The organism is Formivibrio citricus, from assembly GCF_900115065.1.
Lineage (GTDB): Bacteria > Pseudomonadota > Gammaproteobacteria > Burkholderiales > Chitinibacteraceae > Formivibrio > Formivibrio citricus.
The window spans coordinates 140075-153067 of the sequence record NZ_FOVE01000003.1 but is presented as its reverse complement, the minus strand read 5'-3'; the positions used below and the strand labels follow the sequence as shown (position 1 = coordinate 153067).

Genomic DNA, 12993 nt, shown 5'->3' with positions numbered 1-12993 from the left:
TCAAAACCCGTTTTTAACCACAGAGGCAGAGAGCACACAGAGAAAGTCTGTTTTTGCCGGAAAGGTTTTCTCCCCGGCTCTGTGTCTCTGTGGTGAGGAGTTGAAAATGAACGACATTCGCCTGACCCAGCTTTCCCACGGTGGCGGCTGCGGCTGCAAGATCGCACCCGCCATGCTGGCCGACATGCTCAAGACCCTGCCGCAGACGGCGCTGTTTCCCGATCTGCTGGTCGGTACCGAAACCGCCGACGATGCCGCGGTCTACCGCCTGAACGATGAACAGGCGCTGATCGCCACCACCGATTTCTTCATGCCCATCGTCGACGATCCGTTCGATTTCGGCCGCATCGCCGCCACCAACGCAATCTCCGACATCTACGCCATGGGCGGCAAACCGATCCTGGCGCTGGCAATTGTCGGCATGCCGGTGGGCACGTTGCCGCTGGAGGCGATCCAGAAGATCATGGAAGGCGGCGCGAGTGTCTGTGCCAAAGCGGGCATTCCGCTCGCCGGTGGCCATTCCATCGACGCCCCGGAGCCGATCTACGGTCTGGTTGCGCTCGGTCTGGTTCATCCGGACCGGGTAAAACGCAACAGCAGCGCGCGGGACGGCGACGTGCTGATTCTCGGCAAGCCGCTGGGCGTGGGCATTCTGGGCACCGCAATGAAGAAGGGTGTGCTCGATGCCGAAGGCTATCGCCAGCTCATCGACACGACCACGCAACTCAATACCGTGGGCGCGGAACTCGCCGCGCTCGATGGCGTACATGCGCTGACCGATGTCACCGGTTTTGGCCTTCTCGGTCATTTGCTGGAGCTGTGCCGTGGTGCGAATCTCGGCGCGGCTATCGAAGCCGGGAAACTGCCATTGCTGCCCGCAGCAGAAGGGTTTGCCCGCCAAGGCATCGGCCCCGGCGCGATCGGGCGCAATCTGGCGAGCTTCGGCGAGGCGGTGTGCTTCGATGCCGGCGTGGAAGAATGGCAGCGCCGCATCATGGCCGATGCGCAGACCAGTGGCGGCCTGCTCGCCAGCGTTTCGCCGGAATGCGCGGAGGAAGTGCTGGCACTGTTCCGCGCGCAAGGTTTTGCCGCCGCCAGCGTGATCGGGCAGATGCAAACCGGTGCGCCGGTCATTCGCGTTGAACCATAAAGGAGTCTGCATGAACACCAATTTTTCCACCACCGCCATCGTCTTCAATCACGACGGTTTGGGCCATGCCGACGAGGCGCTGCGCCACAAGCTCGCCACCAACTACCTGCGCACGCTGCTGGAACTCGGCCAGCGCCCGCAAGCCATCCTGTTCTATGCTGCCGGCGTAAAGCTGGTTGCTGCCGGCTCGCCCTGTCTGGCGGAACTCAAAGAGCTGGCCGCAGCAGGCGTTCCGCTGATCGCTTGCCGTACCTGCCTGGATTTTTACGGCCTGATGGATAAAGTCGAGGCCGGCGAGATCGGCAACATGATGCGGATTGTCGAAGCGCAAGCGCGGGCAGGGAAGGTGGTAACGGTTTAGGGGAAACGGCCGAACTCAATCCCCAGAGAGGCAAGCCTTCGCACAAAACCATTGATTGGGGTATGCCCCCTCGTCAATGGCTGGAAAAAATTGCTTGCTGATTGACACTGGGGGCGGGCGAAAAAAAACCAACCGGGAACGGTTGGTTTTTTGAATAGTGGTGGAGCCGGCGGGAGTTGAACCCGCGTCCGGAAGCACTCTACAGTGAGTTCTACATGCTTAGTCTGGCCATTTGGATTTAACCGCCCTCGCGCCGACCGACAGGCTAGAGTTTGGCGAGTCACCTTGGATTTAACCCCTAGCCAAGTAACCCGGCCAGAGACGATCCCATCTAAATGACTCTGCTACCGGTTTGACCCGGCCTACCCGATGGGAGGAGTAGTGCAGAGCCTGGCGCGATTAAGCAGCCAGGGCGTAAGTTTCGTCGTTTGCGACTATATAAATACAGCGTTTTACGGGAATCTGCGATCCCGGCATGCCCCCATCCGCTTTGCAACCCCCGTCGAAACCATGGCGGCCCCTAGGGTGAAACTGATGAAGAATGTGGATTATACCCTTTGAGTCGGCAGATGGGCGAGAAGTTCCAGCGGGTGGGCAATTCGGATGTCCGCGCCCCATTCGTGGGGATGGTCGGATTCCGCGATGTAGCCGTAATCGGCCAGTACGGTGGTCATGCCCACTTTGCGACCGGCCTCGATGTCGCGTTCGGCGTCTCCCACATACAGGCAGTTTTCCGGTGCGATGCCCAGCAATTCGGCTGCATGATACATCGGTCGCGGGTCGGGCTTGGCCACGCCAACCGTGTCGCCGGAGACGACTGCAAGCGGAATGGACGGGAGTGGGAGTGCGGCAATCAGCGGATCGGTGAAGCGAGCCGGTTTGTTGGTGACGATGCCCCAAACCAGCCCCCGGTCGGTCAGGGCGGTGAGCATTTCGGTCACGCCGTCGAACAGGCGGGTTTCTTCGCAAAAACAGGCATCGTAAAGATCAAGGAAGCGCGCTCTTAGCCGGGCGAAATCATAGTGTTCCGGGCCGATGCCGAATCCGAGGCCGATCAGCCCGCGTGCACCATGGCTGGCGATGGGGCGAATGGCTTCATAGGGTTGGGAGGGACGGCCTTCTTCGGCGAGCAGGCGGTTGAGTGCAAGGCCCAGATCGGGCGCGGTGTCGGCAAGCGTGCCGTCCAGGTCAAAAAGTACAGCGGAGATCATGCGGGTTTCCTGCAGGCGACCAGGTAATTGACGCTGCTATCCTGGTTCAACGTAACAGCCCTGCTGAAAGGGTTGTAGTGCATGCCGGCGACTTCTACGGTGTCGAGTCCTGCCGAGCGGGTCATGCGGGCCAGTTCGGACGGTTTGATGAAGCGCGCGTAATCATGCGTGCCGCGCGGTAGCAGGCCCAGTACGTATTCGGCTCCCAGTACGGCAAGCAGATAGCATTTCGGGGTCCGGTTGAGCGTGGAGAAAAACACCCAGCCGCCGGGTTTGGCCAGTTGTGCGCAAGCCTGGATGACGCTGGATGGTTCGGGCACGTGCTCCAGCATTTCCATGCAACTGACGATGTCGAAGCTTTCCGGTTGTTCTGCTGCCAGGGTCTCGACCGCTTTCAACTGGTAATCAACTTTCTGCCCGGATTCGAGCAGATGCAGTCTGGCGATCTTGAGCGGTTTTTCGGCCAGGTCGATGCCGGTGACATGTCCTCCTTTTGCGGCCAAACCTTCCGCGAGGATACCGCCTCCGCAACCGACATCCAGGATGCGTTGGTTTTCAATGCCGGCGTATTGCTGGATAAAGTCGATTCGCACCGGATTGATGTCGTGCAGGGGTTTGAATTCGCTGTCCGGATCCCACCACTTGTGGGCCAGCGAGGAAAACTTGGCGATTTCTGTCGGGTCGACGTTGAAGTGCTCTTGGCTCATGGACAGGTAAAAAGAGGGCTGTCTGGTTCAAGACCTGATCGTAGCACGGCAGGACGCTTCGGAGGCGTGTACATTTGAAATGCCAAAACAAAAAACCGGCCCGAGGGCCGGTTTTTCGCAAGCTTGCGCCGAATTACTTGGCAGCGGAAGCCTTGGCTGCGGAAGCAGCGCCGGAAGCCTTGGCTTCGGAAGCCTTGGAAGCAGCAGCGCCGGAAGCCTTGGCATCGGAAGCCTTGACAGCGGAAGCCTTAACTTCGGAAGCCTTCGGAGCTTCTTTCTTCGGTTCTTGCTTTTGGCAAGCAACCAGACCCAGACCCAGAACAGCAGCAACGATCAGAAACTTTTTCATTCTTTGTACCTTTTGCAAAAGGAGTTGAACACAAACAGCCAAAATTCTTTGTAGTTGACCGCCGTCGACGGCTGAATTGCTAAACAGCTTTTGGGTCAACTGACCGGCGGGATTCTAACACGATTTCCAAGTTAGGGTAGGGGCTTTAGTCATTTTCGGGAGCAAAATGGTGCATCGCATAGCCGGTGTTGCAAATTATCTACAGGCTGAGCCTGTGTATTTCGCCTGGCGGGGCTGAATGTTCCCATAGTTGGGTGAACATCTGCTCCAGAATGGCGGACTCCCTGCCGTCAATGCCATATTCTCCCTTGGGCCAGTCAAAGTGCCTGCGCACCAGATAATCGTCCTCGTCGACCAGAACCATGCCTTGCTGCCAACGGTCTGCCGCCTCTTGTGGTGTGCGTATTTCCAATAGATGGGCAAAACGTTCGCGCAATTGCATTAATCTGGGGCAATGATTAGCCAGAAAACCGGCGTCCTGTACCAAGATGCGGGCAGAGCCCGGCGATGGCTGCGTGAAGAACTTCCACAGGTCTTCGTGTAGTTCGCCCGAATCCAAGCCGCTCTCTTCCAGCGTTTTCTCGCAGATCCAGATGCGCTTTCTGGCTTTCTTCAGAATGCTGGCAAAGGCGAGCTTGTAGTCGCTGTAGGTGTCAAAGCGGATCTGGATGGTTTCTCGTGACATAAGCGCTCCCCTGCTGACGTTTTCAGGCTTGCAAATCTCGTAGGCTTTTCAGTTCCCGTGAGTGCTACGTGCTAAGATGCGGAATCGGGCGGCGCGTTCCGGCGCGTTTGCATCCAGGCAACTTATTATATACAGGAATTTTTTCATGCAAATCGCCAAGAATTCGGTCGTGACCCTGCATTACAAGATGTATGACAGCGAGGGAAAACTTCTCGACGAGACCTCGGAGCCCATTTCCTATCTGCATGGTGGCTACGACAACATTCTGCCTTTGGTCGAAGAGGCGTTGCATGGCAAGAAAATTGGCGATTCCATCGAGGTAACCATGGAGCCGGAAGATGCCTTTGGCGACTATGAATCCGAGCTGGTGCGTGTGGAAACCAAGGATGTGTTCCCGCAGGACGTGGAAGTCGGCATGGTTTTCGAAGCCGATGATCCGGAAACTGGCGATTTGCTGTTTTTCCGCGTGACGGAAGTTGAGGGCGACAAGGTGGTGGTGGACGGTAACCATCCGTTCGCCGGTATGGCGATTCGCTTCGTTGCCAAGGTGGAGGAGGTTCGTGCGGCGAATGACGAGGAAATCATGCACGGTCATGTGCACGGAGAGCACGGTCATCAGCATTGATCGAACAAGATCAGGAAACCAAAAAAAACGCCACGGAAACTCCGTGGCGTTTTTGTTTGGGGTGCTGCGAATCAATCAGTCTTCCGGGCGCATCTGCGGGAAGAGGATGACGTCGCGGATGCTGGCTGAATCGGTCAGCAGCATCACCAGGCGGTCAATGCCGATGCCGCAGCCGCCGGTCGGGGGCAGGCCGTATTCCAGCGCTTTCACGTAATCCGCATCGTAGTGCATGGCCTCTTCGTCTCCGGCATCCTTGGCGCGGGCTTGTTCCATGAAGCGCGCGGCCTGGTCTTCCGGATCGTTGAGCTCCGAGAAGCCGTTGGCGTGTTCGCGGCCGACCATGAACAGCTCGAAGCGCTCGGTGATGCCGGGGTTGCTGTCGGAGGCGCGTGCCAGCGGCGAGATTTCCAGCGGATAGTCGATGATGTAGGTCGGGTTCCACAGCTTTTCTTCGGTTGTGGCTTCGAATAGCGAGAATTGCAGGCCGGCGATGCCGTCGGTGACGACCAGCTTGCCGCCGAGGCGTTCGATCTCGGTCTTGAGCCAGGCTCGGTCGTGCATCTGCGCTTCGGTGTACTGCGGGTTGTATTTGAGGATGGCTTGAGTAACTGTCAGGCGCTCGAATGGCTTGGACAGGTCGAGCATCTTGCCCTGGTATTCGATCACGGTATGGCCGAGCGCTTCGCGGGCACATTCGCGGATCACGGTTTCCGTGAGTTCCATCATGCGGGTGTAGTCGGCATAGGCCTCGTAGAACTCCATCATGGTGAACTCGGGATTGTGGCGCGTGCTCATCCCTTCGTTACGGAAGCTGCGGTTGATTTCGAATACGCGCTCCAGGCCGCCGATGACCAGACGCTTGAGGTAAAGCTCCGGCGCGATGCGCAGGTAGAGCTGCATGTCGAGTGCATTGTGGTGTGTAACGAAAGGCTTGGCCGCGGCGCCGCCCGGAATCGGGTGCATCATCGGCGTTTCGACTTCCAGATAGCCTTCGGAAATCATCACTTCACGTACCTTGCGGATGATCTTCGAGCGCTTGATGAAGGTGTCGCGGCTTTGCGGGTTGGTGATCAAATCCAGGTACCGCTGGCGGTATTTCACTTCCTGATCGGCCAGTCCGTGGTGCTTGTCCGGCAGCGGGCGCAGCGATTTTGTCAGGAGGCGCAATTCGGAGACCTGAACAGTGAGTTCGCCGGTCTTGGTTTTCATCAGCGTGCCGCGTGCGCCGAGGATGTCGCCCATGTCCCAGTGCTTGAAAGCGGCGTAGATTTCTTCTCCAACCGCATCGCGGCTGATATAGAACTGGATCTGGCCGGAGCTGTCCTGCACCGTAGCAAAACTGGCTTTGCCCATGACGCGCTTGAGCATCATGCGGCCGGCAACGCTGACTTCGATATTCAGGGCGACCAGTTCGTCGCCCTCGCTGGCATCGTGCTTGGCGTGCAGATCCGCGGCCAAGTTCTGCGGGCGGAAATCGTTGGGGAAGGCGACACCCTGTTCGCGCAGGGCTTTCAGCTTGGCGCGGCGCTCGGCAATGATCTGGTTTTCGTCTTGTTGCAGTTGTTCTTCGTTGGCCATGATTTTCACATCTCAGTACAGTTCATTTGCCACGAACCTTGCAAGGCATCGGAGTCGTAGCGGCAAGAAAAAACGGATTAAACGCCCTGTTTCAGGCTGGCTTCGATAAAGCCGTCGAGGTCGCCATCCATGACACCCTTGAGGTTGCCGACTTCGTAATTGGTGCGCAGATCCTTGATGCGGCTCTGGTCGAACACGTAGGAGCGAATCTGGTGGCCCCAACCAATGTCGGATTTGCCAGCCTCAAGCGCTTGCTGCGCCTCCATGCGTTTGCGCAGTTCGGCTTCGTAGAGCTTGGCGCGCAGCATCTTCATCGCTTCATCGCGGTTCTTGTGCTGTGAGCGGTCGTTCTGGCATTGCACGACAATCCCGGACGGATTGTGCGTAATACGCACCGCGGAGTCGGTCTTGTTGATGTGCTGGCCACCAGCGCCGGAAGCCCGGTAGGTGTCGATGCGCAGATCGGCCGGGTTGATCTCGATTTCGATGCTGTCGTCGACTTCCGGATAGACAAACACTGAACAGAACGAGGTGTGGCGGCGCGCGTTGGAATCGAATGGTGAAACGCGCACCAGGCGGTGTACGCCGGTCTCGGTGCGCAAGAGCCCGTAGGCATATTCGCCGGACAGCTTGATCGAGGCGCTGGTGATGCCGGCAACTTCGCCTTCGGATTCTTCCAGCACTTCGACATTGAAACCCTTGCGTTCGGCATAGCGCACATACATGCGCAGCAGCATGCCGGCCCAGTCCTGGGCTTCGGTGCCGCCTGCGCCGGACTGGATATCAATGAAGCAGTTGTTCGAATCCATCGGATTGTTGAACATGCGGCGGAATTCCAGCGCGCTGATTTCGCCTTCCACGCGAGTCACATCCTCGTTGATGGCGGTCAGCGTGTCGACATCCGCCTCTTCCTTGGCCATGGCGAACAGTTCGAGTGCGTCGGCGATTTCGGTGCCGACCCGGTCGAGCACCAGTACGACGTCTTCCAACGATTTGCGTTCGCGGCCGATTTCCTGGGCTTTTTTCGGGTCGTTCCAGATTTCCGGCGATTCGGACAGGCGTACGACTTCTTCCAGGCGATCGCGTTTGCCGGGGTAGTCAAGATAACGGCGCAGCTCTTCGGTGCGGTTGGCAAGGTCTGAGAGCGCGTTCTCGATCTGGTTGAGTTGTTCTGCTTCCATGTAACTGCTGTCGGGTTGAATTGGGCGTAACTCGTAATTATATATCAGCAAGCGTTGCCGCGTCAGGGGTAGAGTCGGATCGGCTCAGTCCGGAGGTTTTGGCCTGGCGGTCGAATGCAACGGGCCGGCGAGAGCTTGTCACTGTCGACACGCGTACTTGCTTCCGTGTAGACTAGTGCCCTCATTGTGCATTTCGTCCCCAAAACGAATGCGCTCCATGGCGGGCCTCCCCGCATGGCTAGAGGATGAACCTGGTCAGGTCCGGAAGGAAGCAGCCACAGTCTTTGATGCCAGTGCCGGGGGTCGGGCTCGCCACCTCTCCCTGATTTAATTTCATTAATATTTAATCGAGATCAATGCGTGCATTTCTCGCTTTGGTACTATTCACCTCGCAAGCTGATGCTTCGTGTATCTCCAGTGGTAAATTTCAGGTCGCGCCTTGGCGCGACTTTTTTTTCGCCTGCTGCCGCTGCATAATCGCTGTCATTGCCCTTCAGCTGGTCCGTCATGAAATTCCTGTTCGATCTTTTCCCTGTCCTGCTTTTCTTTGGTGCTTATTCAATTACCCGTGACATTTTTGTTGCAACAGCCACAGCCATAGTCGCGACGGTCGTTCAGCTTGTTTACAGCTATGTGCGGCATCGCAAGATCGATACCATGTTGTGGATCAGCTTTGCCTTGATCGTGGTTTTTGGCGGGGCGACATTGCTGTTTCACAACAAGACCTTCATCTTCTGGAAGCCGACGGCCCTTTATTGGTTGTTTTCATTGGTGCTTGCCGGCTCCTGGCAGTTCAGGAAAATCAACCTGATCGAAAAATTGATGAAGGAGCAGATTGCTTTGCCGGCGCCGGTCTGGAAGAGGCTCCTGCATGCATGGACCGCGTTTTTTGCCGTCATGGGGTGCCTCAATCTGGTTGTTGTCTATTTCGTGACTGCCGGCATGCTGGGCGAGGACGTTTGGGTCAAGTTCAAGGTGTTTGGCACGCTGGCGCTTACGCTGGTTTTCGTCGTAGCACAGAGCTTCTATATCTCCCGCTTCATGGAGCAGGACAAGACGCCTTGATCCTGACGGTTCTTAAAAGGAAGAGTCTGCTATCATGAGCGCTGATCGGCCTGTGGCCAGATTCCCGTAACTTATTTCGCAGTAACCCTGCATATCTGGTTCTGGATGTATTTGACCAAGCAGCAGTAACCTAAAGGAACTTCTCATGCAAAAAAAACGCATCGCGCTTGCCCTCTCCGCTGCCCTGTTGTCCGCATTCGTCTTTGCTGAGGCCGGCAAGGCTACAACGGTGAACGGTGTCGCCATTCCCGAAAGCAAGGTTGATTTTCTGGTGAAACAGGTTGTTGCTCGCGGCCAGACCAAAGATACCCCGGAGCTGCGCGCTCGCGTGCGCGAAGACCTGGTTCGTAATGAAATCGTGGTTCAGGAAGCCGTCAAGAAAGGCCTGGACAAGACGCCGGAAGTGACCAATCAGCTTGAAATGGCCAAGGCGCAAATTCTGTTCGGCGCCTACATCAACGACTATGTGAAGAACAATCCGATTCCGGAAGCGGACCTCAAGAAGTTCTATGAAGAACAGGTCAAGCCGCAGTTCTCCGGCAAGGAATACCATGCCCGCCACATTCTGGTTGCCAGCGAAGCCGAAGCCAAGGCCATTCTGGCCGAGCTGAAGAAAGGCAAGAAATTCGATGCTCTGGCCAAGGCCAAGTCGGTTGACAAGGCCAGTGGTGAAAACGGTGGCGATCTGGGTTGGGCCAATCCGGCCGCTTTCGTGAAGGAATTCGGCGATGCGTTGCAGAGCCTGCCCAAGGGCAAGGTCAGCAGCGCACCGGTCAAGACCCAGTTCGGCTATCACATCATCAAGGTAGAAGATGTTCGCCAAGCCAAGGGACCGACCTTCGAGGAAGTGAAGGGCGAGATCCAGCAAGAGTTGCAGAACCAGGCTTTGCAGAAAATGCTGGCTGATCTGCGCTCCAAGGCCAAGGTTGAATAAAGCCCGTTCTTTGGTTGGCTGTGCTTGCTGAATCGGGCGTTGCTAGCCAATATTTCCCAAACATGCGGCCTGCGGGCCGCATGTTGTTTTTCAGCCCGGATATTTCATGAATATCCGGGGTAGGTACGTGCAATGAAAAAAATCGTCGATGTCGCAGCAGGTGTGCTGTTGCAGAAAGACGGCAGCTTTCTGCTGGCGAGCCGGCCCGCCGACAAGGTCTATGCCGGATACTGGGAGTTTCCGGGAGGCAAGCTGGAGCAGGGCGAAAGCGCGTTCGACGCCTTGGAGCGCGAGTTACATGAGGAAATGGGGATCCATGTAACGGCGGCGACCCCTTGGATAGTTCAGACCTTTACCTACCCGCATGCCACTGTGCGCCTGCATTTTTTCCGCGTAACCGGCTGGGAAGGCGAACTCCATCCGCATGAAGGGCAAACTTTCGCTTGGCAGCGGACGGGAAAGCTGAATGAGTCTCCCATCCTTCCGGCGAATGGCCCCATTTTGCGCGGGTTGGCGCAGGTTCCGGTTCTGGCTTTCTCCAATGTGGGCGAGCTGGGTGAGGCGGAATTCCTGCGTTGTCTGCAATCGCGGCTGGAGAGCGCGCCGCTGCGTCTGGTGCTGCGCGAGCCGCAACTGGATCGGGCGGAATACCGGAGGCTTGCCAGTGCAGTCCTTGCGCTGGTCAGGGATCATGGCGGCTCTATTCTCCTGCACGGCGACATCGATCTGGCTCGTGAACTGGGTGCTGATGGGGTTCATTTGCCGACGCGAATGCTGGCCTCGCTCGATGAGCGTCCGCGCGGACTCGACTGGGTCGGGGCATCGGCCCATCATGCCCAAGAGCTGGAACATATTGCGCGACTGGGGCTGGATTATGCCGTGCTCGGGCATGTGGCGCCGACTCGCAGCCATCCGGGTACCCCGCCGCTGGGCTGGAAAAAATTTGCGGAGCTGGTCGCTCAAGGCTGGCCGATGCCGGTTTACGCCATCGGCGGCATGAGGCTGGACGATCTGGCGCACGCGCAGCAATGCGGCGCACACGGCATCGCCATGCTGCGCGCTTATTGGGAGAATGCATGAAAATCGCTACGTGGAACGTCAACAGCCTGAAGGTCCGTTTGCCACAGGTTCTGGATTGGTTGGCGGCCAATCCGGAGGTCTCTGCGCTCTGCCTGCAGGAAACCAAACTCGAAGACCGGAATTTCCCCCGTGCCGAATTCGAGCAGGCTGGCTTCAGCGTGGCCTATGTCGGACAAAAGACCTACAACGGCGTCGCGATCATCGCGCGCGAAACGCTGGGCGAGGTGGTCGTCAACATTCCGGGGTTCGTGGACGAGCAGAAACGTTTGATTGCCGCGACGCTGGGAGGTGTGCGGCTGGTTTGTGCCTACATCCCCAACGGGCAGTCGCTGGATTCTGACAAGTATGCCTACAAGCTTGAATGGCTGGCGGCATTGACCGCATGGCTTAAAGCCGAGCTGGTTCGTTACCCCAAGCTGGCGCTGCTGGGCGATTACAACATCGCTCCGGAAGACCGTGATGTCCACGATCCAGTCAAGTGGGAGGGCATGGTGCTGGTATCGCCCGAAGAACGCGCGGCATTTCGTGCATTGACCGGACTCGGGTTGCAGGATGCTTTTCGCCTGTTCGAGCAACCGCAAAAAACCTTCAGCTGGTGGGATTATCGCGGTTTCAGCTTCCAGAAAAATGCAGGTCTGCGCATCGACCATATCCTGCTGTCTCCAGAACTGGCCCAAAGCTGTACCGGCTGTGAAATCGACCGACAGACGCGCAAACACGAACGGCCATCCGACCATGCGCCGGTTGTCGCCACACTGAAAAATTGAGATTCGCGGATAGCGGTAATCTGCCAGAATCCCGAGTGTGTGCCTTGCTCAAATGGAGAATGAAAATATGAAAGCGTATCTGGTTGCTGCACTGATTGCCGTTCCTGCCATTGCTCTAGCTGCCGACAAGCCGGACATGACCGAAGGCTTGTGGGAAATTACCAGCAAGGTAAACATGCCGGGCATGCCCATGCAGATGCCGGCGCATACCATGCAGCACTGCTTTACCAAGGAAGACATCGCCAAGGGCGACAAGACCGTGCCGCAGAATCAGCAGTCCGACCAGAAGTGCGATATGGTCGAACGCAGGATGACCGGCAACAAGCTCAACTACAAGATGGTCTGCTCGGGCAAGAACAAGATGACCATGACCGGTGAGGTCATTTACTCCAGAACCAGCTATCGCGGCACCAGCCAGATGGACATGGTGCAGAATGGCCAGCCCATGCGCATGACCACCGAATACTCGGCGAAGCGCCTGGGTAACTGCAAGAAGTAATCAGCGAGGTTGATGTTCATCAAAAGAGGGTAGGCCAATTGGCGTGCCCTCTTTGTTTTTCAGTTATCTGGCGTTAAAGGGTGCCAGTTGTCTTCGCGCCAGGCCTGCAAGGGTTGGTAGGTTGTCTTGTATGCCATTTTCCGGGAATTCCTGATCCAGTAGCCAAGATAGAGCCAGGGCAGGCCCAATTGCCGGGCCAGCCCGGCCTGCCATATGACGTTGTAGACGCCGTAGCTGGCGGCAGGAACGTCCGGATCGAAGAACGTATAGACCGATGACAGCCCGTCTTCGATCTGATCGATCAGGCTGACCATTCTCAGCTTGCCATCCTCGCGGAATTCGACCAGAAAGCTGGTGACATTGCTGCAGAGGATGAAGTTTTCGTATTGCTCCCGATCGTCCTGATCCATGCCGCCGCCAGCATGACGGGCAGCCTGGTAGCGCCGGTAAAGCTCGAAGTGTTCGTCGACGAATTCCAGCCCCTGCAAATGCGAGGTCAGGTTGGCATGGCGCTTGACGGCCCGGCGCTGGTTGCGGTGAGGCTGGAATTGCTGCACGTCAAGCCGAACCGGAACGCACTCGTGGCAGGGGTGGCAGGCCGGGCGGTAAACGTAAAGCCCGCTGCGCCGGAAGCCGTGCTGGATCAGTTGTCCGTAAGCGTGGCCGTCGATGATTTCAGCGGGCGAGGCGACCAGCGAGCGCGCATCCCTGCCGGGCAGGTAGCTGCATTCGTACGTTGCCGTGGGGTAGAACCGGATCAGTATGGGCTGATCGCATAGAAAATCGTTCATCCTAAAAACC

Annotated in this window: 16 protein-coding genes and 2 other RNA genes; 9 read left to right on the top strand and 9 right to left on the bottom strand. The window is 57.3% G+C overall.

Annotated elements, in window-relative coordinates; all coding sequences use genetic code 11:
• Nucleotides 1-106: 106 nt before the first annotated feature.
• Both selD and BMZ36_RS03065 read left to right on the top strand, forming a co-directional pair.
• The gene (gene selD, locus BMZ36_RS03070) at nt 107-1150 is read left to right on the top strand and encodes a selenide, water dikinase SelD (RefSeq protein WP_091191398.1); all 1044 of its coding nucleotides are present in this window, start codon (nt 107-109) and stop codon (nt 1148-1150) included.
• Between the two features lie 10 nt (nt 1151-1160).
• Nucleotides 1161-1511, top strand: coding sequence for a DsrE family protein (locus BMZ36_RS03065; protein WP_091191230.1), 351 nt, complete (start codon nt 1161-1163; stop codon nt 1509-1511).
• 158 nt (nt 1512-1669) lie between these two features.
• Here the strand turns inward: BMZ36_RS03065 and ssrA are convergent.
• The 5 genes from ssrA to BMZ36_RS03040 all read right to left on the bottom strand — a co-directional run bounded on the left by ssrA (nt 1670) and on the right by BMZ36_RS03040 (nt 4463).
• Nucleotides 1670-2032, bottom strand: a transfer-messenger RNA (tmRNA) gene (gene ssrA / locus BMZ36_RS03060).
• 27 nt (nt 2033-2059) lie between these two features.
• The gene (locus BMZ36_RS03055; protein ID WP_091191229.1) at nt 2060-2722 is read right to left on the bottom strand and encodes an HAD family hydrolase; all 663 of its coding nucleotides are present in this window, start codon (nt 2720-2722) and stop codon (nt 2060-2062) included.
• Nucleotides 2719-3429, bottom strand: coding sequence for a bifunctional 2-polyprenyl-6-hydroxyphenol methylase/3-demethylubiquinol 3-O-methyltransferase UbiG (ubiG, locus tag BMZ36_RS03050; protein WP_091191227.1), 711 nt, complete (start codon nt 3427-3429; stop codon nt 2719-2721). The genes BMZ36_RS03055 and ubiG overlap by 4 nt, the downstream gene beginning before the upstream one ends.
• Before the next feature lie 133 nt (nt 3430-3562).
• Nucleotides 3563-3778 (bottom strand): hypothetical protein, encoded by a 216-nt coding sequence (locus BMZ36_RS03045; protein ID WP_091191225.1) that lies wholly within the window; start codon nt 3776-3778, stop codon nt 3563-3565.
• 199 nt (nt 3779-3977) lie between these two features.
• On the bottom strand, nt 3978-4463 hold the full coding sequence (locus tag BMZ36_RS03040; protein WP_091191223.1) for a DUF7931 domain-containing protein: 486 nt from the start codon (nt 4461-4463) through the stop codon (nt 3978-3980).
• Nucleotides 4464-4608: 145 nt separating this feature from the next.
• Here BMZ36_RS03040 and BMZ36_RS03035 point away from each other — a divergent pair, with 145 nt between their 5' ends.
• The gene (locus BMZ36_RS03035) at nt 4609-5088 is read left to right on the top strand and encodes an FKBP-type peptidyl-prolyl cis-trans isomerase (protein ID WP_091191220.1); all 480 of its coding nucleotides are present in this window, start codon (nt 4609-4611) and stop codon (nt 5086-5088) included.
• Nucleotides 5089-5163: 75 nt separating this feature from the next.
• On the opposite strand, the gene lysS is transcribed toward BMZ36_RS03035, so the two are convergent.
• The gene (gene lysS / locus BMZ36_RS03030; RefSeq protein WP_091191395.1) at nt 5164-6666 is read right to left on the bottom strand and encodes a lysine--tRNA ligase; all 1503 of its coding nucleotides are present in this window, start codon (nt 6664-6666) and stop codon (nt 5164-5166) included.
• Between the two features lie 77 nt (nt 6667-6743).
• Entirely contained in the window at nt 6744-7847 is a 1104-nt protein-coding gene (gene prfB, locus BMZ36_RS03025; protein WP_091191219.1) for a peptide chain release factor 2, read from the bottom strand.
• 219 nt (nt 7848-8066) lie between these two features.
• Here prfB and ffs point away from each other — a divergent pair.
• An RNA gene (gene ffs, locus BMZ36_RS03020) (signal recognition particle sRNA small type) lies at nt 8067-8164 on the top strand.
• Nucleotides 8165-8227: 63 nt separating this feature from the next.
• On the opposite strand, the gene BMZ36_RS14780 is transcribed toward ffs, so the two are convergent.
• Nucleotides 8228-8356 (bottom strand): hypothetical protein, encoded by a 129-nt coding sequence (locus BMZ36_RS14780; RefSeq protein ID WP_281242178.1) that lies wholly within the window; start codon nt 8354-8356, stop codon nt 8228-8230.
• Between BMZ36_RS14780 and BMZ36_RS03015 the strand changes: the two genes are divergently transcribed.
• The 5 genes from BMZ36_RS03015 (at nt 8355) to BMZ36_RS02995 (ending at nt 12192) form a co-directional block, all read left to right on the top strand.
• The gene (locus tag BMZ36_RS03015) at nt 8355-8912 is read left to right on the top strand and encodes a septation protein A (protein ID WP_091191218.1); all 558 of its coding nucleotides are present in this window, start codon (nt 8355-8357) and stop codon (nt 8910-8912) included. The two genes, BMZ36_RS14780 and BMZ36_RS03015, sit on opposite strands and share 2 nt — an antisense overlap.
• 145 nt (nt 8913-9057) lie before the next feature.
• Entirely contained in the window at nt 9058-9846 is a 789-nt protein-coding gene (locus BMZ36_RS03010) for a peptidylprolyl isomerase (RefSeq protein WP_091191216.1), read from the top strand.
• A 132-nt stretch (nt 9847-9978) separates the two neighbouring features.
• On the top strand, nt 9979-10926 hold the full coding sequence (locus BMZ36_RS03005; RefSeq protein WP_091191214.1) for a Nudix family hydrolase: 948 nt from the start codon (nt 9979-9981) through the stop codon (nt 10924-10926).
• The gene (locus BMZ36_RS03000) at nt 10923-11693 is read left to right on the top strand and encodes an exodeoxyribonuclease III (RefSeq protein ID WP_091191212.1); all 771 of its coding nucleotides are present in this window, start codon (nt 10923-10925) and stop codon (nt 11691-11693) included. Before BMZ36_RS03005 ends, BMZ36_RS03000 begins: the two co-directional genes overlap by 4 nt.
• Nucleotides 11694-11760: 67 nt before the next feature.
• Nucleotides 11761-12192, top strand: a complete 432-nt coding sequence (locus tag BMZ36_RS02995) for a DUF3617 domain-containing protein (RefSeq protein ID WP_177187755.1) — start codon at nt 11761-11763, stop codon at nt 12190-12192.
• Between the two features lie 59 nt (nt 12193-12251).
• Here the strand turns inward: BMZ36_RS02995 and BMZ36_RS02990 are convergent, their stop codons facing one another.
• Nucleotides 12252-12983: an arginyltransferase gene (locus BMZ36_RS02990; RefSeq protein ID WP_091191208.1), complete on the bottom strand. Its 732-nt coding sequence runs from the start codon at nt 12981-12983 to the stop codon at nt 12252-12254.
• Nucleotides 12984-12993: the final 10 nt, after the last annotated feature.

What these genes read in the sequence shown, in the direction of transcription:
- ubiG (WP_091191227.1), bottom strand. Translation starts at nt 3,429, where the DNA reads ATGAGCCAAGAGCACTTCAACGTCGACCCGACAGAAATCGCCAAGTTT.
- BMZ36_RS03010 (WP_091191216.1), top strand. Translation starts at nt 9,058, where the DNA reads ATGCAAAAAAAACGCATCGCGCTTGCCCTCTCCGCTGCCCTGTTGTCC.
- BMZ36_RS03000 (WP_091191212.1), top strand. Translation starts at nt 10,923, where the DNA reads ATGAAAATCGCTACGTGGAACGTCAACAGCCTGAAGGTCCGTTTGCCA.
- prfB (WP_091191219.1), bottom strand. Translation starts at nt 7,847, where the DNA reads ATGGAAGCAGAACAACTCAACCAGATCGAGAACGCGCTCTCAGACCTT.
- BMZ36_RS03015 (WP_091191218.1), top strand. Translation starts at nt 8,355, where the DNA reads ATGAAATTCCTGTTCGATCTTTTCCCTGTCCTGCTTTTCTTTGGTGCT.
- BMZ36_RS03005 (WP_091191214.1), top strand. Translation starts at nt 9,979, where the DNA reads ATGAAAAAAATCGTCGATGTCGCAGCAGGTGTGCTGTTGCAGAAAGAC.
- BMZ36_RS03065 (WP_091191230.1), top strand. Translation starts at nt 1,161, where the DNA reads ATGAACACCAATTTTTCCACCACCGCCATCGTCTTCAATCACGACGGT.
- selD (WP_091191398.1), top strand. Translation starts at nt 107, where the DNA reads ATGAACGACATTCGCCTGACCCAGCTTTCCCACGGTGGCGGCTGCGGC.
- BMZ36_RS02990 (WP_091191208.1), bottom strand. Translation starts at nt 12,983, where the DNA reads ATGAACGATTTTCTATGCGATCAGCCCATACTGATCCGGTTCTACCCC.
- lysS (WP_091191395.1), bottom strand. Translation starts at nt 6,666, where the DNA reads ATGGCCAACGAAGAACAACTGCAACAAGACGAAAACCAGATCATTGCC.
- BMZ36_RS02995 (WP_177187755.1), top strand. Translation starts at nt 11,761, where the DNA reads ATGAAAGCGTATCTGGTTGCTGCACTGATTGCCGTTCCTGCCATTGCT.
- BMZ36_RS03045 (WP_091191225.1), bottom strand. Translation starts at nt 3,778, where the DNA reads ATGAAAAAGTTTCTGATCGTTGCTGCTGTTCTGGGTCTGGGTCTGGTT.
- BMZ36_RS14780 (WP_281242178.1), bottom strand. Translation starts at nt 8,356, where the DNA reads ATGACGGACCAGCTGAAGGGCAATGACAGCGATTATGCAGCGGCAGCA.
- BMZ36_RS03035 (WP_091191220.1), top strand. Translation starts at nt 4,609, where the DNA reads ATGCAAATCGCCAAGAATTCGGTCGTGACCCTGCATTACAAGATGTAT.
- BMZ36_RS03055 (WP_091191229.1), bottom strand. Translation starts at nt 2,722, where the DNA reads ATGATCTCCGCTGTACTTTTTGACCTGGACGGCACGCTTGCCGACACC.
- BMZ36_RS03040 (WP_091191223.1), bottom strand. Translation starts at nt 4,463, where the DNA reads ATGTCACGAGAAACCATCCAGATCCGCTTTGACACCTACAGCGACTAC.